Annotated in this window: 16 protein-coding genes; 9 read left to right on the top strand and 7 right to left on the bottom strand. The window is 66.9% G+C overall.

Annotation, left to right across the window (positions count from 1 at the left end; translation table 11 throughout):
* Positions 1-338 precede the first annotated feature (338 nt).
* A complete protein-coding gene (locus ACJH6J_RS18345; RefSeq protein WP_346415886.1) occupies positions 339-1,064 on the bottom strand; it encodes a hypothetical protein in 726 nt (241 codons plus the stop codon).
* A 227-nt stretch (positions 1,065-1,291) separates the two neighbouring features.
* Positions 1,292-2,557, bottom strand: coding sequence for a helix-turn-helix domain-containing protein (locus ACJH6J_RS18350; protein WP_318983930.1), 1,266 nt, complete (start codon positions 2,555-2,557; stop codon positions 1,292-1,294).
* Between the two features lie 105 nt (positions 2,558-2,662).
* On the opposite strand from ACJH6J_RS18350, the gene ACJH6J_RS18355 reads away from it, so the two are divergent.
* Genes ACJH6J_RS18355 through ACJH6J_RS18365 form a run of 3 tightly spaced genes read left to right on the top strand, consistent with a single transcriptional unit; the run spans position 2,663 to position 7,367 of the window.
* Entirely contained in the window at positions 2,663-4,123 is a 1,461-nt protein-coding gene (locus tag ACJH6J_RS18355) for a class I adenylate-forming enzyme family protein (protein WP_212807422.1), read from the top strand.
* Between the two features lie 27 nt (positions 4,124-4,150).
* Positions 4,151-5,917: a DUF3556 domain-containing protein gene (locus ACJH6J_RS18360; protein WP_212807421.1), complete on the top strand. Its 1,767-nt coding sequence runs from the start codon at positions 4,151-4,153 to the stop codon at positions 5,915-5,917.
* A 34-nt stretch (positions 5,918-5,951) separates the two neighbouring features.
* A complete protein-coding gene (locus tag ACJH6J_RS18365) occupies positions 5,952-7,367 on the top strand; it encodes an NAD(P)/FAD-dependent oxidoreductase (protein ID WP_318983929.1) in 1,416 nt (471 codons plus the stop codon).
* On the opposite strand, the gene ACJH6J_RS18370 is transcribed toward ACJH6J_RS18365, so the two are convergent.
* Positions 7,368-8,114, bottom strand: a complete 747-nt coding sequence (locus ACJH6J_RS18370; protein ID WP_212807419.1) for a pirin family protein — start codon at positions 8,112-8,114, stop codon at positions 7,368-7,370. It abuts the gene before it with no gap.
* A 49-nt stretch (positions 8,115-8,163) separates the two neighbouring features.
* Here ACJH6J_RS18370 and ACJH6J_RS18375 point away from each other — a divergent pair, with 49 nt between their 5' ends.
* The 3 genes from ACJH6J_RS18375 to ACJH6J_RS18385 all read left to right on the top strand — a co-directional run bounded on the left by ACJH6J_RS18375 (position 8,164) and on the right by ACJH6J_RS18385 (position 11,435).
* Positions 8,164-9,087, top strand: a complete 924-nt coding sequence (locus ACJH6J_RS18375) for a PHB depolymerase family esterase (RefSeq protein WP_212807418.1) — start codon at positions 8,164-8,166, stop codon at positions 9,085-9,087.
* Between the two features lie 114 nt (positions 9,088-9,201).
* Positions 9,202-10,092, top strand: a complete 891-nt coding sequence (locus ACJH6J_RS18380; protein ID WP_212807417.1) for a carbon-nitrogen hydrolase family protein — start codon at positions 9,202-9,204, stop codon at positions 10,090-10,092.
* Positions 10,089-11,435: an APC family permease gene (locus ACJH6J_RS18385; protein WP_212807416.1), complete on the top strand. Its 1,347-nt coding sequence runs from the start codon at positions 10,089-10,091 to the stop codon at positions 11,433-11,435. Before ACJH6J_RS18380 ends, ACJH6J_RS18385 begins: the two co-directional genes overlap by 4 nt.
* On the opposite strand, the gene ACJH6J_RS18390 is transcribed toward ACJH6J_RS18385, so the two are convergent.
* Together ACJH6J_RS18390 and ACJH6J_RS18395 are read right to left on the bottom strand one after the other, a co-directional pair.
* Positions 11,421-12,908, bottom strand: a complete 1,488-nt coding sequence (locus ACJH6J_RS18390) for an FAD-dependent oxidoreductase (protein WP_212807415.1) — start codon at positions 12,906-12,908, stop codon at positions 11,421-11,423. The genes ACJH6J_RS18385 and ACJH6J_RS18390 overlap by 15 nt on opposite strands.
* 82 nt (positions 12,909-12,990) lie before the next feature.
* On the bottom strand, positions 12,991-14,013 hold the full coding sequence (locus tag ACJH6J_RS18395) for a helix-turn-helix transcriptional regulator (protein WP_212807414.1): 1,023 nt from the start codon (positions 14,011-14,013) through the stop codon (positions 12,991-12,993).
* A 367-nt stretch (positions 14,014-14,380) separates the two neighbouring features.
* Here ACJH6J_RS18395 and ACJH6J_RS18400 point away from each other — a divergent pair, with 367 nt between their 5' ends.
* Together ACJH6J_RS18400 and ACJH6J_RS18405 are read left to right on the top strand one after the other, a co-directional pair.
* Positions 14,381-14,662, top strand: a complete 282-nt coding sequence (locus ACJH6J_RS18400; protein ID WP_212807413.1) for a hypothetical protein — start codon at positions 14,381-14,383, stop codon at positions 14,660-14,662.
* 54 nt (positions 14,663-14,716) lie between these two features.
* A complete protein-coding gene (locus tag ACJH6J_RS18405; protein WP_406804329.1) occupies positions 14,717-17,473 on the top strand; it encodes a LuxR C-terminal-related transcriptional regulator in 2,757 nt (918 codons plus the stop codon).
* A gap of 7 nt (positions 17,474-17,480) precedes the next feature.
* On the opposite strand, the gene ACJH6J_RS18410 is transcribed toward ACJH6J_RS18405, so the two are convergent.
* Both ACJH6J_RS18410 and ACJH6J_RS18415 read right to left on the bottom strand, forming a co-directional pair.
* The gene (locus ACJH6J_RS18410) at positions 17,481-19,028 is read right to left on the bottom strand and encodes a PE-PPE domain-containing protein (protein ID WP_406804330.1); all 1,548 of its coding nucleotides are present in this window, start codon (positions 19,026-19,028) and stop codon (positions 17,481-17,483) included.
* A gap of 142 nt (positions 19,029-19,170) precedes the next feature.
* On the bottom strand, positions 19,171-19,662 hold the full coding sequence (locus ACJH6J_RS18415; protein WP_212807411.1) for a lipoprotein LpqH: 492 nt from the start codon (positions 19,660-19,662) through the stop codon (positions 19,171-19,173).
* 180 nt (positions 19,663-19,842) lie between these two features.
* Here ACJH6J_RS18415 and tgt point away from each other — a divergent pair, with 180 nt between their 5' ends.
* Positions 19,843-21,069 (top strand): tRNA guanosine(34) transglycosylase Tgt, encoded by a 1,227-nt coding sequence (gene tgt / locus ACJH6J_RS18420; protein ID WP_406804331.1) that lies wholly within the window; start codon positions 19,843-19,845, stop codon positions 21,067-21,069.
* Positions 21,070-21,098 lie beyond the last annotated feature (29 nt).

The raw sequence follows: 21,098 nt of genomic DNA on the forward strand, positions 1-21,098 counted from the left end.
TTCTGATGACGGCAAGGCCGGCCACGACGCCCCTCGCGGCAGAGCTGGACCTGCGCCGGGACCACCTACCTACCTGGCCACAACGTGACCACATTCTGACCACAGTTACAGATAACTACTGTGAATCACAGTGATGTGTTTTAGCAGGTGAATGGTGTTGGGGCAGGTCGATCCGACCCCGATTTATGTTTCAAATCCCTCCGCCACCGCCATAGAGCCCCTCACCTGTCACCGCAGGTGAGGGGCTTTTTTGCGACCAGCAGGAGCCCGCCCGCTGAGATCCCGGAAACACAAAGGCCAGGCACCCATCTCGGGTGCCTGGCCTATGTGATCAGGAACTAGCGGCCGAAGGTGAAGGCCGAGCCGCCGTTGACGTTGGAGCCGCCGACCGGGGTCGCGACGCCCGCGCCGGAGTTGGTGCCGGCCTGGACGCCGTCGGGGCCGATCTCACCGGAGGTGCCGGTGTTGAAGCCGCTGCCGCCGACCGGGGTGTTGACGGCCGCGCCGCCGCCGGTACCGCCACCGAACGTCGGGATGAAGTCGGCCGGGGCAGGCGCGGCGAACTCGTTGGCGGCGCCGGCGTTGAAGCCGCTGCCACCGAACGGCGTGTTCACACCCGCGCCGCCGCCGGCGTTGGCGCCGCCGCCGAAGTTCGGGATGAAGTCAGCCGGGTTGGGCACGTTGAAGTCGGTGGACGCACCGGTGTTGAAGTTGCTGCCGCCGAGCGGGGTGTTGATCGCCGCGCCGGTGTTGGTGTCGAAGCCCGCACCACCGAAGCCGGCGTCGGTGCCCGTGGCGGTGTTGAACTCACCGCCGCCGAGCGGCGTGTTCACACCGGCGCCGCCGCCCGCGTTGCTGGAGGCATCGAAGGGGTGCCAGAAGGGGTTCTCCACGCCGAAGCCGGCGCCGCCACCGGCGTTGCCGTTGCCGATCGGGGTAGCGACCGCGGCGCCGGTTTCACCGGAAACCTCGTCGTCGGCCCAAGCCGGGGCCGCGACGGCGAGCGGGACCAGCGCCAGGGCCGATGCCGCAGCAAATCCGATCAAACGTCCTGAGTTGCGCATTAGTGATACTCCAATCATGGTTCTCTCGCGTGTGGCCAGGTGAACCTACTGGGTCGTACTCGGTTCCTCCGACCACTACCCTGGTATCGCCGGCCACGGCGCATCCGTTACAGCAGTGAACCAGCTGGTTAACACGCCATGATTTGCTGTCAGTCTCGATTTGATCACTCGTGCTGTGAATATGCTGGCAGTTGACGCTGGCGCCGGTCTTGCTGGCGGGCGGCCCGCTAGTCGTCGAGCAAAACCGCGGCCTCGTACCAGTGGCACAGCAGCAACGCCATCTCGACGTCCAGCCGGTCGTCGCCGAGCGGCCGTCCCCGCCGTTCCAGCGCCCGCCCGACGCGGTACTTGACGGTGTTGAAATGCACCACCAACTCGTCGGCCGCGGCTGTGTAGCTACCGCCGTGTCGCAGGAACACCTGCAAGGTCTCCCGCAGCCGGGCGTCATTGGCACCGGTCCCGGCCAGTGGCCCGAGGACCGTGTGGACGAACTCCCGTGCGTCATCCTGGTTCTCGCCCAGCAGCGCGGCCGCGGCAAAGCCCGGGTCATCGGCCGCGGTGACACCCGTCAGGTCCGCCGTCACCGCGACACTGTGCGCGCGCAGGGCCTGCCGGTGCGACCGGCGGAAGCCGTCGACGCCCGGCAGCGGGGTGCCGACGGCGACGGCAGGGGCGCTCGGCTGGGAGTCCGTGAACTGTCGCAGCTGTGCGGACGCGCCGTCCGCGGTGGCGCCCGACAACGGCAGCCAGCCCCAGCCGGTCCGCTGATCGGCGGCCAGGAACAGCGGACTTCCCTGGGTGCCGACATGATCGGCGGCCGCGCGCAGGAACTGTTCGAGTCTGGCCAGCGCGTCGTCGTGCCCGGTGACCTGGCCACTACCCGCGGGCCACCACAGCACCACGGCCAGATGATGGCGGCGCATCGGATAGCGGATCGCGGCCGTGACGGCTTCGGGGTCGGAGTCGTTGCCGGACAACACTTCCCGCACCCGCAGCGCCTGTGTGCTGTTGCGGTTGGCGAGCCAGCGGTCGCGCTCGTCCTCGTAGACCGTGACGACCTGCTGTGAAATCCAGTCGATGTAGCGGAACGTCACCGACGTCATGCGCTCGTAGATGGCCAGGCAGGTCTGGGGCGCGAACCCGGCGCGGTTGATCTCCTCGGCCGCGACGTCGAGCACGAGCGCGTGGCCGATGCGGTAGGCACGCGTGAGGGCGTTCATCGGTACCCCGCGCTGCGCGAGCCGGCGCGCGTACTCGAGGGCAGCGGTGGGCGCTTCGATGTTTTCCAGAGATATGTCGTAGCGCAGCGCGTGGAAGATGGTCTCGACATTGCCGCCGACACTGGCGCGGAGCAGTTCGATGATCTCGGGGTCGCCGCGCAGTTCGGTGATATCGCTGGCCAGACGGTGCCCGACGGAGCGCGCGACCTCGGCCTGGCGCGCGATGAGGCGGGTCATGATCGTGGTGTTGGCCTCGCTGACCGCCGGATCCATGTGCCGACTGTAGAGCCAGAGTTTGTGTCGAGCGTACAAATCGGCCGACAAAGTTGATCGGCGCACGACGGAGTGGTGCACACCACAAACTCCTACTTTTATGACATGAACCTCGCCACCCTGCCCGACCGTCGCGCTGCCGCGGCGCCCCACGCGCCGGCCGTCGCGGACGACCAGACCGACCTCGACAACGCCGCATTTCTCGATGCCGTTCAGCGCGCCGCCGGGGCGCTGCATCAGCGCGGTGTGCGCACCGGCGACGTCGTCGGCATCATGCTCCCGAACCGCGCGGCCTTCGTCGTCGCGCTGTTCGCCACCTGGCGGCTCGGCGCCGTCGCGACGCCCATCAGCCCGACCCTGGTACCCGCCGAAGTCGCCTACCAGGTGACCGACGCCGGCGCGGCCGTGCTCGTCGTCGACCGTGACGTCGACTCCGACGTCACCGTGCTGCACGTCGACGACATGGATGGCGAGCCCCGCACCGCCGATCCCGTGGCCGGCAACGACGATGACCTGGCCCTGCTGATCTACACCAGCGGCACGACCGGACGGCCCAAGGGCGTCATGCTCGACAACGCCAACCTGAATGCCATGTGCGCCATGGTGATCGAGGGCTTCGAGCTGACCGACGCCGACCACAGCCTGCTCATCCTGCCGCTGTTCCACGTGAACGGCATCGTCGTCAGCGTGCTGTCGCCGCTGCTCGCGGGTGGTCGCACCACCATCGCCGGCCGGTTCAACCCGGCGACCTTCTTCGCCCGACTGGAATCCAGCCGCGCCACCTACTTCTCCGCGGTGCCAACCATTTACACCATGCTGCTGGGCCTGCCGCCCGAGGTGCAGCCCGACACCTCCGCGGTGCGGTTCGCCGTGTGTGGCGCCGCGCCGGCCAGCATCGAACTGCTGGAGGGTTTCGAAAAGCGTTACGGCATCCCACTGATCGAGGGCTACGGACTGTCCGAGGGATCGTGCGCCAGCACCGGCAACCCGCTGAACGGGCCCCGCAAGGTCGGCACCGTCGGAATTCCGTTGCCGGGTCAGGAGATTCGCATCGTCGACCTCGCCGGCGCCGAAGTGCCCCAGGGGGAACTCGGCGAGGTGGTGATCAAGGGACCCAACGTGATGCGCGGCTACCTGAACCGTCCCGAGGAGACCGAGAAGACCCTCAAGGATGGCTGGCTGCACACCGGCGACGTCGGCCGGTTCGACGAGGACGGGTACTTGGTCCTGGTCGACAGGGCCAAGGACATGATCATCCGCGGCGGCGAGAACATCTACCCCAAAGAGATCGAGACCGTCGTACACCAGGTCGCCGGCGTCGCCGAGGCCGCGGTGGTCGGACGCGCAAGCGGGCTCTACGGCGAAGAGCCCGTACTGTTCGTCTCCGCGCATCCGGGGGCCGAACTCGACGTCGACAACATCACCGCGCACCTGCAGGCGTCACTGTCGAAATACAAACTGCCCGTGGATATCACGGTCCTGGAGACGCTGCCGAAGAACCCCGTCGGCAAGATCGACAAGCCGTCCCTGCGCAAAACCCTCACCGCCGCCGATCCGCGAATCTAGCCTGATACCAGCAAAGGAGCTCACCTCATGGGATTCATCGAACCGACCTTGCCCAAGGTCGACCTGGAAGAGTTTCTCCGCATGCCGCTGCAGGAGCGGCTCCGCATCATGTGCCTCAAGTGGGTGGACGAAGGGTACGGCGCACCGCGCATGATCCACGTCCTCTACATCCTCAAACTCACGGTCTTCTACGCCATCGGTGGTGTCACGATCGCGACCGCGACATCACACCTGCCGGCGTTCTGGCACGTCTCGCAGTGGTGGGACCAGCCGATCGTGTACCAGAAGGTGATCCTGTGGACGGTCCTGCTGGAACTCGTCGGATTCGCCGGCTCCTGGGGACCGCTGGCCGGCAAGACCAAGCCGATGACGGGCGGGTTCCGATTCTGGGCCAAGCCCAACACCATTCGGCTGCGGCCGTGGAAGGCGGTGCCGTTCACGAACGGCGACCGGCGAACCTGGTTCGACATCGTCGTGTACGTCGCCCTGATGGCCACCGTGCTCATCGCCTTGGTGCTGCCCGGCGTGCCCAGTGAATCGCTGTCGAAAGCGTTGCCCGACAACACCTCCGGACTGGTCAACCCAGCGCTGTTCATTGCACCGATCATCCTGTTCGTGCTGATCGGCCTGCGGGACAAGACGATCTTCCTCGCCGGCCGTGGCGAGCAGTACCTGCCGGCGCTGATCTTCTTCGCCACGCTGCCGTTCGTCAACATGATCATCGCCGGCAAGCTGCTGATCGGCACCGTCTGGATCTGGGCCGGGGTCTCGAAATTCGGCCTGCACTTCACCAACGTCATTCCGCCGATGGTGAGCAACAGCCCCGCCATCCCGTTCAAGTGGCTCAAGCGGGCCCACTACCGCAACTTCCCCGAGGACCTGCGGCCGTCGCACCTGGCCACCTTCATGGCGCACGGGCCGGGCAGCATCGTGGAAATCGCTGCGCCGCTGGCACTTCTGTTCTCGCCGTGGCCGTGGCTGTCCATCGCGGCCGCCGCCATCATGGTCAGCTTCCACCTGTTCATCATCTCGACGTTCCCGCTGGCGGTACCGGTGGAATGGAACGTGCTGTTCGCGTACGCCACCATCTTCCTGTTCCTGGGCTTCCCCAACGGGGACGGCTACGCGGTGTGGGACATGAACCCGGGCTGGCTGGCCATCGTGCTCGCCGCGGCGCTGTCGTTCTTCCCGATCCTGGGTAACCTGCGCCCCGACCTCGTGTCGTTCCTGCCGGCCATGCGCCAGTACGCCGGCAACTGGGCGTCGGCGGTGTGGACCTTCACACCCGGTGCCGAGCAGAAGCTCAACCGCGTCACCCGGTCGTCGCCCAACTCGGCCGACCAGTACGTCGCCTTCGGATGGGACCCGCTGACCGCCGAAGTGTTCACCCAGCAGGTGACGGCGTGGCGGGCCATGCACAGCCAGGGCCGCGGTTTGTACTCTGTGCTGCTGAAATGCCTGCCCGACATCGACACCCGCACCGTGCGCGAAGGCGAGATGTCCTGCAACACCATCATCGGCTTCAACTTCGGTGACGGGCACCTGCACAATGAAGACCTGATCCGGGCTATCCAGTCAGAGGCGCAGTTCGAGCCGGGCGAGTTCGTCATTGCCTGGGTGGAGTCGCAGCCTATCCACAAGATGACGCAGGAGTACAAGGTGATCGACGCGGCACTGGGCGTCATCGAGCGCGGCACGTGGAATGTGAAGGACCTGGTCGACGAGCAGCCGTGGCTGCCCAACGGCCCGATCCCGCTCAACGTCACGTGGCAGCGGGCGGGAGTCCTGCAGTGATGAGGGGCCAGCGGGTAGCGAAGGCGGATCGCGCATGAGTAATGCGGTTGTGGTCGGCGCCGGGCCCAACGGACTCGCCGCCGCCATCACCTTGGCCGCCAACGGAATCAACGTCACGGTGCTGGAGGCCACCGACCGCATCGGCGGCGGCATCCGCTCCAGCGAGTACGTCCTACCGGGCCTGGTGTTCGACGACTGCGCCGCCATCCATGTGATGCCGGCGGGCTCCAGGTTCATCAAGGACCTCGGCCTGGATCGCCATGGCCTGCAGTGGAAGTGGACCGACATCGACTGCGTCCACCCGCTCGACGACGGCTCCGCCGGCGCCCTCTACCGCTCGGTCGAGACCACAGCCGCCGGGCTCGGGACCGACGGACCACGGTGGAAAATGCTGTTCGGTGGACCGTCGCGCCGGTTCGACGCCCTGTCCGAGGACATCATGGGCCCGCTGCTGCGGGTGCCGCGACATCCGTTGGGGCTCGCCAGGTTCGGGGCGCCGACGGTGCTGCCCGCGGCAGCGCTGGCCCGCGTCTTCCGGACACCGCAGGCGCGTGCGCTGTTCGGAGGTGTTGCCGCACATACCTTTCAGCCGCTGCACCACCCGTTGACCTCGGCGATCGGGCTGGGCATCATCACTGCCGGGCACGCCAACGGCTGGCCGGTGGCCGCCGGGGGATCACAGGCGATCACCAACGCCCTCGAGGCGGTGCTGACCGAGTTGGGCGGCAAGATCGAGACGGGCGTGCGGATCACCGCTGCATCCCAGTTGCCGCCCGCCGACATCACCGTCTTCGACCTGTCGCCGACTGCCATTGCCGGGATCCTCGGAGACCGGCTGCCGGCGCGCGTGCGGCGCGCCTTCGATCGGTTCCGTTACGGCCCAGGCGCTTTCAAGGTCGACTTCGCGGTGGAGGGCGATGTGCCGTGGACCAACGTGGCGGCCCGCCGGGCCGGTACCGTGCATTTGGGCGGTGACTTCGCCGAGATCGCCACGACCGAACGGGACATCCACGCGGGCCGGATGCCGCAGCGTCCCTTCGTCTTGGCGTTCCAGCAGTACCTGGCCGACCCGGAGCGCTCGGTCGGCACTGTCAATCCGGTGTCGGCGTATGCGCATGTGCCCAATGGCTACAGCGGCGACGCCACCGAGGCGATCATCGCGCAGATCGAGCGGTTCGCCCCCGGATTCCGCGATCGCATCGTCGGACAGGCCGTGCGGTCCACCACCGAGATGTCGGTCTACAACACCAATTACGTGGGTGGCGACATCAACACCGGCGCCAAGGACATCCGGCAGCTGGCCTTCGGGCCGCGAACCACGCTCTCGCCGTACACCATCGGTGTCCCGGGCATGTACATCTGCTCGGCGGCCACGCCACCGGGACCGGGTGGGCACGGCATGTGCGGGGCCAATGCCGCGACCGTCGCCTTGGCGCGGTGGGGACGCTAGCTATACGTTCACCGCGACGGTGTGCATCTCCCAGACCAGAATTTCGGCGCCCTCGTCGGCCGCGGTGATGCGTTGTCCGCCGCTCGCGGTGAGTCGCACGGCGTCACCGCGATACAGCGGACCGGAGCCTTCGAATTCGGCCTGCCCGCGGGTGACGAAGACGTGGCCGTACGGTGCGTCCGGCACCTGCACCGCGTGACCGGCATCCAACCGTGCGACGTGCAGCGCGGCATAGCTGTTGCCGAAGGTGATCGCGGCGTCGTCCCGGTACTTGCGCATGCCAGAAGCCATGGGAATCAACGCATTTCCGGCGAGTGCTGTGGAGATGTCGGCTTCCTGATAGCTGGGTGCACCGCCGAGTTCCTCGGGCGGAATCCACATCTGGACGACCCGCAGCGGCCGGCGTTCCTGCCGCCCGGCGCCGTTGCGCTCCGAATGCCGCAGGCCGGTGCCCGCGCTCATCCGCTGGGCCAGGCCCGGATAGATGGTGCTCTCGTTGCCCAACGAATCCTTGTGTACCAGTGAGCCTTCGAGCACCCAGGTGATGATCTCCATATCCCGGTGGTCGTGCGCGTCGAAGCCCTCACCGGGGTCGACAGTGTCGTCGTTGTTGATCATCAGCAGGCCGTGCGCGTTGGCCGCCAGATCGAAGTTACCGGTCGCCGGGAACGACTGCCACGATTCCAGCCACTCGTTGCGCCAGTGCCAGCGTTCGTCAGCGCGGATGACGCGAATTGCTGAAGTCACCGCTCAATTCTGGCAGGCGTGGGTCGGATGCGGGGTGCACCATGGACGCATGAGCCGCCGGCTGCTGTGGGCACTGAGTGCCGTCATGCTCGTCTTCGCGCTGCCGGCGCTCGCCGGCTGCGGCACGCACCCGGCCTCCGGTGCCCCGACAAACGCGTCGAGTCAGTCGGTGCAGTCCGGTGGCCTGACCCGCACCTTCCACCTCTACCGGCCCGACGGGCTCAGCGGCCCGGCGCCGCTGGTCGTCATGCTGCACGGCGGGTACGGCGACGGGGCGCAGGCCGAGCGCGCCTACAACTGGGACGCCGAGGCCGACGCCGGCCGGTTCGTCGTCGCCTATCCCGACGGCATGGATCGCGCCTGGAACGCCGGGACCTGTTGCGGGATACCGAAGAACCGCGACATCGACGACGTCGGGTTCATCACCGCCATGGTCGGTGCGATCGAAGCGCAGCTGCCCATCGATCCGGCCCGGGTCTACGTCGCCGGGATGTCCAACGGCGCGATGATGGCGCTGCGCCTCGCGTGCCAGACGGACCTGTTCGCCGCGGTCGCCCCCGTCGCCGGGACGCTGTTGACCGACTGTTCGCACGCCGCACCGACCTCGGTGCTGCAGATCCACGGGACCGCCGACGACCGCGTCCCGTTCGACGGCGGGCCGGGCAAGGCCCGGACGCTCACCGGTGCGCCCAACGTCGACGGGCCGTCGGTGCCCGCGGTAAACGCGACGTGGCGGGGCATCGACGCGTGCGGTGCTCCGGTGACATCGACTGCCGGCGCCGTGACGACACAGGCCGCCGACTGTCCCGGCGGCCGCACCGTCGAACTCATCAGCATCGCCGGCGCCGGCCATCAGTGGCCCGGCGGCGTCCCGAGCCCGTTGGCGCAACGACTTGGCGACCTGCCGCCGCCGTCGACGGCGCTGAACGCGACCGACGTCATCTGGCGGTTCTTCGACGCGCATCATCGCTGAAACCACGCCGGTGTACGGAATGTCGAATGGGCACACGCAAAATCCCCAGATTGTCCGAGCGTTGAACTGTGTCCCGGCGCACACTAGGGCCGTGACCGCCGACGGTGAGGTGAGATGAGCAGACATTGGCGGGTTGCCCTCGTCCAGGCCAGCCCACTGCAGGGCGACGACCCGGTGGCCGAACTGACTGCGGAGCTCGCGGCGATCCGCGCTGAGCACCCGGACACCCAGATGGTGGTCTTCCCCGAGATTCACCTGCTCGGCGCGAGCGACGGCGCCGACGACCCTGCGGCCTATTTCGACGCGGTTGCCGAGCCGCTCACCGGACCGCTCGCGCAGCGGCTCGGCGCCGTGGCCGCCGACGCCGGCGTCTGGCTGGTGCCCGGTTCGATCGCCGAGCGCGGCGACGACGGCCGGGTCTACAACACCGCTCTCGTCTTCGACCCCGACGGTCGTCTGGTCTCGTCGTACCGCAAGGTGTTCCCGTGGCGCCCGCACGAACCGTGGGCGTCCGGCGCCGGTTTCACGACCTTCGATGTACCCGGTGTCGGCCGAATGGGCGTCAACATCTGTTACGACAGCTGGTTCCCCGAGGCGACCCGGCAGATCGCGTGGCTCGGCGCGGAGGTCGTGTTCAACATCGTCAAGACGACGTCCGACGACCGCGCGCAGGAACTCGTCCTGGCCCGCGCCAACGCGATCACGAACCAGATCTACTACCTCAGCGTCAACGCCGCCGGGCCACTCGGGCGCGGGCAGAGCATCTACGTCGGACCCGAGGGTGAGGTACTTGCTGAGGCAGCCCACGCCGAGCCGGAGGTCACGTATCTGACGATCGACCTCGACCGGGTGACGGCGGTGCGGACCCATGGCACCGCCGGGGTCAACCGGGTGTGGGAACAGCTGCACGCCGATGACGACCCCATCGAACTGCCCGTCTACGGCGGCCAGCTCGTGCAACAGCGGTGGCAGCCGCAGACCGTCAACCCCGAAGGACGCTCATGACCGAAACCGCGCAGCAGACCGACGAGGCCGGCCACCTCAACGCCACCCTCGGCCTGGGTGGCGTGACGCTGTTCGGCCTCGCCTACATGGCGCCGATCATCGTCCTGGGCATCTTCGGCGTGATCGCCGAGGCGTCCGCGGGCGCCAGCGCGGGTTCCTATCTGCTGGCCACCGTGGCCATGCTGTTCACCGCCGCGAGCTACGCGAAGATGTCGGTGCACTATCCGGTCGCGGGCTCGTCGTACACCTACGTCCGCAAGGCGCTGGATTCGCGGCTCGGGTTCCTGGTCGGCTGGACGATCCTGCTCGACTACCTGTTCCTGCCGCTGGTCATCTGGTTGATCGGCGCCGCGTACCTGACCGGTGAATTCCCGTCGGTACCGGCGTGGGTGTGGATCGTGCTCTTCATCGTTCTGACGACCGCGCTGAACATCCTCGGACTCAAGGTGGCCGACAAGGCCAATCTGGTCCTGATGGCCCTGCAGTTCCTGGTGATCGCCCTGTTCGTCGGTTTCGCGGTGGCCCACATGGTCTCTCACCACGGCGCCGGCTCGCTGCTGTCCGGCACACCGTTCAGCGGCACCGGCGGTTTCTCCGCGATCGCCGCGGGCGCGGCCATCGCGGCGTACTCGTTCCTCGGGTTCGACGCCGTCAGCACGCTCACCGAGGACACCAAGAATCCGCAGCGCAACATCCCGCGCGCCATCATGCTCGTCGCGCTCATCGGCGGCGTGGTCTTCGTCGCGGTCGCCTACGTCCTGACGCTCGTCCAGCCTGGCGGCACGTTCACGAATGCCGATTCGCTCGCCGCCGACACCGCCCGGACCATCGGCGGGGCGCTGTTCGCCGCGTTCTTCGTGACCGGTCTGATCATCGGCCAGTTCACCTCGGGCCTGGCCGCGCAGGCCAGCGTGTCCCGGCTGCTGTACGCGATGGGCCGAGACTCGGTGTTGCCCAAGAAGTTCTTCGGCAAGCTGTCGCCCCGGTTCTTCACGCCCGTCTTCAACATCGTGCTGTGCGGGCTGATCGGCCTGGGGGCGGTGTTCCTCAGCGTCGCGACGTCGACGTCGTTCATCAACTTCGGCGCCTTCACCGCCTTCACGCTCGTGAACCTGTCGGTGATCGGCTACTTTGTCCGGCATCGCCACGAGAAGCGACTGAATCCCTTGACGTACGTGGCGATTCCGTTGATCGGCGCGATCGTCGACGTCTACCTGCTCACCCAACTCGGCAGTGCGGCACTGACTCTCGGGGTGATCTGGATGGCGATCGGCGTGGTGTACCTACTGGTCCTCACCCGCGGTCTGCGGGTCCCGCCGCCGGAGCTGTCACTGGCTGAGTAGGCGTGCGCTGTTCCTCTCGAGCGGGGCGCAGTGGACGTCGAACCGCCGCGCGACGGTATCCAGGGTGCGCTGCAGGTGCGGACGCCGACGGCGGTGGGTTGCCAGGAACTGGGCCGTCCCGACGAGCTGACGTGGCATCGGATACCACTTCGCGAAGTCCAGCCCGCAGTCCTGAAAAACCTTGGCGGGCAAAGCATCCGTCAAGAGGCTGAGATTGTGCAGCGCCAGCGTCATCAAGGTGTGGGGGAACACCGCGTTGCACTTGCGCCGCAGGTCGATCATGTCGAGCTCGTAGAGCGGCACCTCGGTGAGTTGGCCGGTGAACATCAGATGGGGCAGGAAGTAGCCCATGAACGTCGTCAGATGCAGTGTCGCCGCCCTGCTGTTCAATGACAGCACCCGGCCGCTGGGCGACGCGTAGGGCTCGTACGGCCCCGAACGCTTCAGCAGGTACCCGGTGCAGTTGACGATCCAGCTGTCCGGATCGATCTCCCGGACGGCGCCGCTGCGCAACTGCAGTTCGGTCCGCCCGTCGCGATCGACGGCATCCACGAAATGGTCCATGACAATGTCGGCCAGACCGGCGGCGATGGCGTCGCGCTCCGCCGTCGACAACAACCCGAGCAGGAAATTGCCGGTCTCGGGCGTCACCCACACCCCGCAGCGTTCCCGCCAGCGGCGGGCCACTTCTTCTTCGTTGGTGCCGTCGAACAGCCGCGTCAGGTCGTCGACCAAGGCATTGAACGTCAGTCCACCCCACCATCGCTTGCCGCCGGTCGGGAACAGGCGGTCGCGGTGCGCGAAGTAGGTTCCCGAACCGGCCAGCAGATTCACCTCGCGTCCGGGGTGACGGGTGATCAGTGCGTACGCGGTGTCCATCGCGGTCTTGCCGCTGCCGATCACCCACACCGGCGCGCCGCTGGCGTCGATGTCACCGCCGCGCATGTCGCAGTAGTTCGGTGACACCGAGTGGACGCTGGTGCTGGACACCGGCAGCGGGTCGTTCGGTTCGACGTCGGCTGCGGTGGCCTTGATCAGATGCTTGGCTTCGATGACCATGCTCCGGCCGTCGTCGGAAGCACATTGGATGCGGACCACGCCGTCGGCCTCGGCATCGGATTGCATTGTCCAGCCGTAATATTCGTCCACCGCGATGCGCCGGCGCAGCACGTCGAGGCAATGGTCGAAGTGCGCCAGCACTTCGTGTTTGGTGGCCAGGTGCGACGGTTCGGCGCCCAGTGTCCACCCGATGTTCCCGACGGTGAAGAACGGGTGTGGCTGGTGCAGGCGCACGTAGTCGTAGGTGTCGACCCACATGCCGCCCGGTCGGTGCCGACGGTCCAGCAGGATCACCCGCTGACCCGGCGACAGGTACTGGGAGGTGGTGAAAAGGGCGTTCAGACCGGCGATTCCGGCCCCGACGATGCAGACGTCGCAGCGCTGGATTCCAGGTCCGGTGGTGTCGTTGCCCATGAGGCCTCCTTGTTCCTTGGAAAAAGGCTCCGGCATCGGGCCCGCCGGTGCAATCAGTCGATTGGCGTATTTCCTTGGCGCACTACAGGGATATGGCGAGCAGCGTGCGCACGAGCTCGGCCTGGCGGTGGGTGCCCGTCTTGTCGAAGATGTGTTGCACGTGGGTTCGGACAGTGCCGGCAGACAGGCACATGCTCTCGGCGATGGGCTTGATGCCGTCGCCCTGTATCAGCCTGATGGCCACTGCCGCTTCGGCCGTCGTCAACCCGTACAGGCGGCGCAGCATCTCGGTGTCCGGTTCCGGGTGTCGCTCGGGATCGAGGATGAGCACCAGCGCCCGCGATTCGGCGAGCGGAGCCGTCACGTGCTGGAACGGCAGCACGTGAATCACGTACGGGCGCAGGCCCGATGGGCGCGGGCACAACAGCGAGGTGCCGCCCCGCACCACCGATCCGGTCTGCCCGAGTGCGGCGTTGATGCCGTGGCGCAGCGCTGCGTCGGCGGGCGGGTGCGCGAACTCGAACGAGCCTTCCCGGATGGTCAATCCGTCGTGCCGGCGGACGATGTTCTCGGCCGCGGTGTTCAGGTATCGCACCGACAACGTGCAGTCCACGACGGCCATCCCGATGCGCGTGACGTTGTCCATCGCCGACGAGATGTTCCGGATTTGATGGGTGGCCGCGCTGAGGTCGTGCTGGATGCGCAATGCGCGCTGGAAGTGGGGGACCAGTGCCTCTGTGAGGTGGACGCGGTCCGGGGTGTCGAACGGGTCGGAACGTTTCTCGGTGGCGACGAGCCAGGTGGCAGGCTGCGGTCCATCGGTCAGGCGGACGAACAGCCCGTCGTCGAGTCGGTGCGGCCGCATCCAGTCCATGAGGAACTCTGCCTGCGGCTGCAGCTCGGCGAGTTCCTGGCAGCTGTGCACATACCCGACGGGCCCGTTCTCGACGGCCTCGAGGAGGTAGTCGATGTGACGGTAGTACTCGGCGTACTCGGCCAGGGCGTCGGTCGGGATGGTGACGCTCTGGGGTGCGCGGCTCACGCCATCGGCCAATACCAGGGCAGCCCCACCGGTTGCCTCGAACATGGTGTGGAGTTGGGCCATTGTCGCGGTCCATCGCTCTGGCTGGACCGCGGAATCGTAGATCGAGGAGACTACGCGTGAGAAGTCCTCGACCGTGACCACGGCCGACGCTCCCTGAGATGTGTTGCGGTCACGTCTGGCGCCTTTCGCGACGTGATCCCCCCATGAATGGACAGGTGCTGCGGAAATCGTAATTCAAGACCAATGGTATGTAAAGTGTTGGCTGGGTGATCGCTGAGAGTGGCTCGGCGGCGCCGAGCGTGCGGACAGATCGCGATTAGCGGGGGATCGCGATCTGTGCGCACTCTCGAACCCCGATGAAGTGCTAGCGGCAGGGTTAGGGAGAACCCTTATTTCGCTCGCGCGGTCCATGTCATACGTTGCGTTCATGCTTCCGGTGGAGCCGTGCTATCTCGTCGAGTGGTACCACCCGAGTTTCATCGGGCCGATGCTTGCTGAAGCGGCCGCGACGCTTGCTGCGGCAGCCCTGTCACTGTCCACCACCGAGGCATCGGTACGCGTCGCAACCGTGATTTCGGTGCCCAACGACGAGGTGGCTTTCGGGATTTTCGTGGCCGACTCCGCGGACATCGTCACCCGGACATGTGACCGGGCCGGGTTTCCCGCGCAGCGTCTCAGTGTGGCGAAAGACATCGAGTTTCCGGGCTGACGCATAGTTTCCGTAGGGGTATCCCCAAGGAATTTCACAGCGCATAATCGCGGTGTGCTGGGAAATCGCCTGGACGAGCCGCGAGTGATCGGCGAGTTCCTGGCCCCGTCACGGTGGCCCGCCGCCTTGCTCCTGGAGGGTGAGGCCGGCATCGGGAAGACGACGCTGTGGTTGTCGGTGATCGATCAGGCACGCACCTCGGGTGTCCGGGTGTTGTCGGCGCGTACGGCTGCGGCGGAGTCGGTGTTGGCCTACGCCGCACTTGCCGATCTGTTGGGCGCCGTCGATGCCGCCGTGTTGACGGATTTGCCTGCCCCGCAGCGGATCGCGATGGACCGGGTGTTGTTGCGCGGGGCGGGTGACGATGATGAGGCGACGGATCCGCGGGCGGTGGCGGCCGGCTTCCTGTCGGTGATCGAGCGGCTGGCTGATGAGTCGCCGGTGATCATCGCGATCGACGATCTGCAATGGCTGGACACCTCGAGCCGGCAGGTGGTGGCTTTCGCCGCGCGGCGACTGGTGGGCCGGGTCGCCGTGGTCGGTACGGTCCGCACCGAACCTCTACACGGTGCCGCCGTGTCATGGCTGCAGCTGCCGAGAGCGGACGCGATCACCCGGATCCAGTTGTCGCCCTTGAGCCTTGGGAAATTGCACGGTCTGCTCGCCGAGCGGCTGGGGCTGAGTCTGCCCCGGCCCACCATGGTCCGGATTCACGAGATTTCCGGTGGCAACCCGTTCTATGCGCTCGAACTGGCCCGCACGATCGGTACTCCGGCGTCGACAGGCGAGATGTCATGGCCGGGCTCGCTCGCCGAGTTGGTCCAGGACAGGATCGGCAGCGTCGGCGCTGACGCGCGCGAGGCGTTGTTGGTGGTGGCGTGTGCTGCCACCCCTTCGGTGGAACTTGTTGCCCGCGTGACGGATTCGCCGGCGGACGGCGTCGTGGCGCTGTTGGAGGATGCCGAGGCCAATGGGATCGTCGGGATCGAGGGGCAGCGGATTCGCTTCACGCACCCGCTGTTGGCGGCCGGCGTCTATGCTGCCGCGACCCCGGCGCAACGGCGCGCGACGCATCGCCGGCTGGCTGCGGCCATCGACGATCCGGAGCTGCACGCCCGTCATCTCGCGCTCTCGGTCACGCGGGGCGATCCGCACACGCTGCAGGCCCTGGACATCGCCGCGGAGAGAGCGCTCATCCGGGGAGCCCCGGCCGCCGCGGCCGAATTGCTCGATCTGGCAGCCGGACTCGGCGGCGACACCCCCGAGCGCCGGATCCGCCAGGCGAACCACCACTACAACGCCGGCGACGCCGACCGCGCCCGAGCGCTGCTCAATCGGACGGTGGGAGAAGATGTCCCGGGACCGGTTCGGGCGCAAGCGTTCAGCTTGCTCGGCGCCATCGAGATCGTCGATCGAAGTCACAGCGGGGCAGCCCGATTGCTCGAGTGTGCTCTCGATGAGGCCGCAGCCGATCTGGCGGCGCAGGTGCAGATCTTGGTGCCGATGTCGTTTGCGCTCTACAACATCGACCAGCACGCGCTCGCGGCACGCCGAATCGACGAAGCCACCGATTGTGCAACCCGGCTCGGGCAGCCCGCGTTGTTGAGTCAGGCGCTGAGCATGCGGACCCTGGTGCGATTCTGGCTGGGCGAGGGCGTCGACGAGGAAAGTCTGCAGCGGGCAATCGAATTGGACGACGGAGACACGGCCACGTCGGCATTCTTCCTGCCCCGCATGCACAGGGCCACCTTGTGGTCGTGCACCGGGAAACTCGATGCGGCACGCGCCGAGTTCCGCGCCATCAGGCAGCAGTGCATCGACGGCGGAGTGGAGACCGACCAGAACTTCGTCGCAATCAACGCCGTACACAACGAGATCTGGCGCGGGGACCTTGCCGCCGCCACGCTGCTGGCAGACGACGCCATGGAACGCGCTGTGCATCTGGGCGGCTTCCACCACACCGCGGCCTTGGTCATGCGAGCGCGGTGCGCCGCATGTACGGGGAGGGAGGACACCGCGCGTGACGCAGTCCGCGATGTCCTTGCCACCGTGCCTCTGTCCGAGTGCTTCATCTTGACCGGATGGGCGATCATGGCCCTCGGCTTCCTGGACCTCTCGCTGGGCAACTACGACGCCGCGCTGGCCGCGCTCGAGCCGCTGTTGTCGACCTTCGCGCAGCGGCGCGAGGCGACGGAGATTTACGTCGCCGAGTGGGTGCCTGATGCGGTGGAGGCGTTGGTGGGTTTGGGTCGATTGGTTGAGGCCGAGTCGTTGGTGGTGGCTTTGGAGGCCAATGGTCGGCGGTTGGGTCGCCGGTGGATGTTGGCGGTCGGTGGGCGGTGCCGGGCTCTGGTTTTGGGTGCGCTGGGCCGTGTGGATGAGGCGGTTGCGGTCGCTGAGTGTGCGTTGGTCGAGCATGACGGGTTGTCGATGCCGTTTGAGCGGGCGCGCACGGTGTTGGTGTTGGGGCAGTTGCAGCGTCGTCAGCGTCGGCGGGCGGTGGCGGTGGTGACGTTGCAGGAGGCGTTGGCGGCGTTCGAGGGGTTGGGTACGCCGTTGTGGGCGGAGCAGGCGCGGCGTGCGTTGGGTCGGATCGATGAGCGGTCTGATCGGGGTGCGGTGCTGACGGCTTCGGAGCGTCGGATTGCCGAGTTGGTGGCGTCGGGGATGAGTAATCGTGAGGTGGCGGCGAAGTTGTTCGTCAGTGCCAAGACGGTGGAGGTGCACTTGTCCCGGATTTACCGGAAGTTGGGGATCCGGTCGCGGGCCGAACTCGGTTGGCGCATCACGCGGCCCGAACCGACGTCCTGACGGCGGCTCAGGCCGCGGCTGGGCTGGGCTCGGTCTTGGGGGTGTCCTTCGCTGCGGCCGTGGCACCCGTCTTCGGCCCGGTCTTCGGGGCATCTTTCGGGGTGTCGGCGTCCGCGGTGGGCGCGTTCTTCTTTTTCTTCGGCTTGGTGACCTTCACCGGCGGTGCGTCGGGATCGGTCTTCGGCTTCGTCGACTTGGCCGGTGGCGTGTCCGGATCTGCTTGGGGCTTGGTCGATTTCGTCTCTGGCTCGGTGGCGTCGGCCGACTTCTGATCGGTGTCGGTGGCCGGCGTCGCGGCGGGCGATTGCGCCGGCTCGCTCTTGACGTCGGTCTTCGGGTCCGTCTTGACGTCGGCCTTCGGGTCGGTTTTCACGTCGGTCTTGGCGTCGGTGTCGTCGACCTTCGTGCTCGCCGCGGGCTTGTCCTCGACGATCGCCGCCACCGGCGCCGCGGTCTTCTTGGCGGAGACATCCAGAGAAGTGACGGGCGGAGTCGCCGCTGGTGTCGCCGCCAGGGGCGGCAGGTGCAGTTCGGCCCGGATGTCGTCGACGAAATTGTTGGCGCCTTCCTGCAGAGCACCGGGTATCGCGTTCAGCGTCTCGACGATCTTCGACAGCGGCGTGAACAACGAGAACGGCGTCTTCTTGGCCGGATTCAGGTTGTCGCGATCGGTGTAGCCCATGTCGACCAGCACCCGCAGCAGCGGCTCGACAGCGTCCAGCAGCGGTTTGACGAGCGGTGTCAATCCGATGGCACCGGCGCCGATGCGCAGCGGCACCAGCAGCGGCAGATCGGGAGTCCTGATGAACACGTAGGTGTCCGTTCCGCCGGCGCCGTTGTCGGGCACGACGGTGATGATGGCGGGCGTGGTGCCGGGGATGTACGAGTCGTAGTACGCGTCGGGGTGCGCGTACATCACGCCGAGCAGGCTGTTCGCCAACGACAGCGGATTGAAATACGCCGGGAAGTCGGCGTAGGGGTCGTACTCGCGCGTATAGAACGTGGTGTCGTAGGGCGACGGTGCGGACGGGCCCTGATTGTTGACGATGAAGGGCACATTCATGCCGGGGAACCGCTCGAAGATGCCGCCGTTGCCGGCAAAGGGCGAGCCGATCATCACGAACGACAGCTGCGACGGCGCGGGGCCGGTGCCATTGGCCAGCAGCCGACGTTTGGCCCACTCTGCGCCCAGACTGCCTTCCGAATAGCCCGCGACGATCAGCTGCTCGCCGGGCCGCGAAGTGATGGCGTCGTACACCTTCGGCCCGGAGACGGTCGTGCTCGCGGACAGCTGGATCGACGCCGGGTAGTTGATGGGCAGGTAGGCGTAGCCCGGCGGCACGACGGTGTGGTTGAGCTTGGCCGGGATGTTGGCCGACGTCGGATCGCCCCGGCCACCGATGCCGATCACGGTGTTCATCAGGCCGACGACGAAGCTCGACGTGATGTTGGTGGCCGGACTCACGAGCAGTGCACAGCACAGCGCCAGCAACAGGAAGACGCGCGGCACACCGCGGACGGCGGGACTTCTGGTTGGCCACATCTGCACTGACATCGGCGTTCCCCCGGCTAGGCGTGAACCGGACGGTACTCCCGCGACCAGGCCTTTAGGTGGGAATTTGCAACTTCTCCTGCAACGCAGAACGGGTGGTGTTCCGGCAATCCGGAACACCACCCGTGTCTGTCGTGAGTACCTGCTAGGGGCAGGTCACCTCGATCTCGAAGGGCTTCTTGGTGGGCTCCATCGGGTTGGCCATGTCGACGCCGGTGGCGGTGCCGCTGACCTTGTAGGTCTTGCCGTCCTTGGTGGCCTTGGCCTCGCCGCCGGGGACACCGTCGGTGTAGCCCAGCGTCACGCCGTTGACCGCGCCCAGGCCGACGGTCTTGACGACGGGCGGGTCGGCGTCGGTCAGGGTGACGCCCAGGCCGCCCGAGGCGTTGCCGATGGCGATGACCACGTTGCCGGCCGCCGTGGTGCAGCCGATCTGGCCCTGAACGTCCTGGGCCTTGCCGTCGATGCTGACCTTCGCAGTGCCGGAGCCTGCGGTGGAGTTACCCGCAGCCGACGACGCCGAGGCCGACGCGGTGGCCGACGAGCCGGACGACTTCTTGTCGTCCTTGGAACAGCCGGTCAGGCCGGCGGCCAGAACCGCGGCACCAGCGACCGCGACAACCAAACCACGCTTCATAACTTGTGCTCCTAATTAGTGCGAACCGTCCGGACGGCGGGTCATCCAGTGCATTATGGGGTTCGCCAACGGGCCTTTCACCAAATTCACAGAAAATCCCTGTAACCGTCCTGACCTGTTTGTTTCCGCGTAGTTAGCCGGCATTCGGGTGTCGGGTCGGGGAATTGATTGAATACACCGGTGAGTCAGCAGTTCTTCGAAGTCACCGCGCAGCTGCCGGACCGGCGTGGCCGGGCCGGGGTGATCCACACGCCGCACGGTGACATCCAGACCCCGGCGTTCATCGCCGTCGGTACCGCGGCGACGGTCAAGGGCGTTCTGCCGGAGACCATGAAATCACTTGGGGCGCAGGCGCTTCTGTCCAATGCCTACCACCTGTACCTGCAGCCGGGGCCTGATGTGGTGGACGAGGCGGGCGGGCTCGGTGCTTTCATGAACTGGCCCGGGCCGACGTTCACCGACAGCGGTGGCTTTCAGGTGATGTCGCTCGGGGTGGGCTTCAAGAAGGTGCTGGCCATGGACACGGCCCGGTTGCAGGCCGACGACATCATTGCCGAAGGAAAAGAGCGGCTGGCCCACGTCGACGAAGACGGGGTGACGTTCCGCTCGCACCTCAACGGTGACAAGCATCGGTTCACGCCCGAGGTGTCGATCGGCATTCAGCATCAGCTGGGCGCCGACGTCATCTTCGCCTTCGACGAGTTGACGACCCTGGTGAACACCCGTGCCTATCAAGAACGTTCGGTGGAACGGACCCACCGGTGGGCGGTGCGGTGCCTGGCCGAACACCGCCGCCTCAGCATCGAACGCGCGGGCAAACCGGCGCAGGCGCTGTTCGGGGTGGTGCAGGGCGCGCAGTACGAGGACCTGCGCCGGCAGGCCACCAAGGGGCTCGTCGGCATCGTCGACGAGGACGGGCACGGCTTCGACGGCTACGGCATCGGTGGCGCCCTCGAGAAGCAGAACCTGGCGACCATCGTCGGCTGGGTCACCGACGAACTGCCCGCCGACAAACCGCGGCATCTGCTCGGCATCAGTGAGCCCGATGATCTGTTCGCCGCCATCGAGGCCGGCGCCGACACCTTCGACTGTGTGTCGCCGTCGCGGGTCGCCCGCAACGCCGCGATGTACTCGGCGACCGGCCGCTTCAACATCACCAACGCCCGGTTCAAGCGCGACTTCAATCCCATTGACGCCGAATGCGATTGCTACACGTGCGCCAACTACACGCGGGCGTATCTGCATCATCTGTTCAAGGCCAAGGAGATTCTGGCGTCCACGCTGGGCACCATCCACAACGAGCGCTTCATCATCCGGCTCGTCGACCAGATCCGCGCCGCCATCATCGCCGGTGAGTTCGACCAACTGCGGGACCACGTGCTGGGGCGCTACTACGGGTCCCGATAGCTGGCCACCTGCGACGATCCCGGGCTGTG

Origin of the sequence: Mycobacterium sp. SMC-18, from assembly GCF_045310895.1 — a bacterium.
GTDB lineage: Bacteria > Actinomycetota > Actinomycetes > Mycobacteriales > Mycobacteriaceae > Mycobacterium.

Excerpts from the sequence above, each read along its gene's own strand:
- ACJH6J_RS18345 (WP_346415886.1), bottom strand. The coding sequence starts at position 1,064 with ATGCGCAACTCAGGACGTTTGATCGGATTTGCTGCGGCATCGGCCCTG.
- ACJH6J_RS18350 (WP_318983930.1), bottom strand. The coding sequence starts at position 2,557 with ATGGATCCGGCGGTCAGCGAGGCCAACACCACGATCATGACCCGCCTC.
- ACJH6J_RS18355 (WP_212807422.1), top strand. The coding sequence starts at position 2,663 with ATGAACCTCGCCACCCTGCCCGACCGTCGCGCTGCCGCGGCGCCCCAC.
- ACJH6J_RS18360 (WP_212807421.1), top strand. The coding sequence starts at position 4,151 with ATGGGATTCATCGAACCGACCTTGCCCAAGGTCGACCTGGAAGAGTTT.
- ACJH6J_RS18365 (WP_318983929.1), top strand. The coding sequence starts at position 5,952 with ATGAGTAATGCGGTTGTGGTCGGCGCCGGGCCCAACGGACTCGCCGCC.
- ACJH6J_RS18375 (WP_212807418.1), top strand. The coding sequence starts at position 8,164 with ATGAGCCGCCGGCTGCTGTGGGCACTGAGTGCCGTCATGCTCGTCTTC.
- ACJH6J_RS18380 (WP_212807417.1), top strand. The coding sequence starts at position 9,202 with ATGAGCAGACATTGGCGGGTTGCCCTCGTCCAGGCCAGCCCACTGCAG.
- ACJH6J_RS18385 (WP_212807416.1), top strand. The coding sequence starts at position 10,089 with ATGACCGAAACCGCGCAGCAGACCGACGAGGCCGGCCACCTCAACGCC.
- ACJH6J_RS18390 (WP_212807415.1), bottom strand. The coding sequence starts at position 12,908 with ATGGGCAACGACACCACCGGACCTGGAATCCAGCGCTGCGACGTCTGC.
- ACJH6J_RS18395 (WP_212807414.1), bottom strand. The coding sequence starts at position 14,013 with ATGGCCCAACTCCACACCATGTTCGAGGCAACCGGTGGGGCTGCCCTG.
- ACJH6J_RS18400 (WP_212807413.1), top strand. The coding sequence starts at position 14,381 with ATGCTTCCGGTGGAGCCGTGCTATCTCGTCGAGTGGTACCACCCGAGT.
- ACJH6J_RS18410 (WP_406804330.1), bottom strand. The coding sequence starts at position 19,028 with ATGTCAGTGCAGATGTGGCCAACCAGAAGTCCCGCCGTCCGCGGTGTG.
- ACJH6J_RS18415 (WP_212807411.1), bottom strand. The coding sequence starts at position 19,662 with ATGAAGCGTGGTTTGGTTGTCGCGGTCGCTGGTGCCGCGGTTCTGGCC.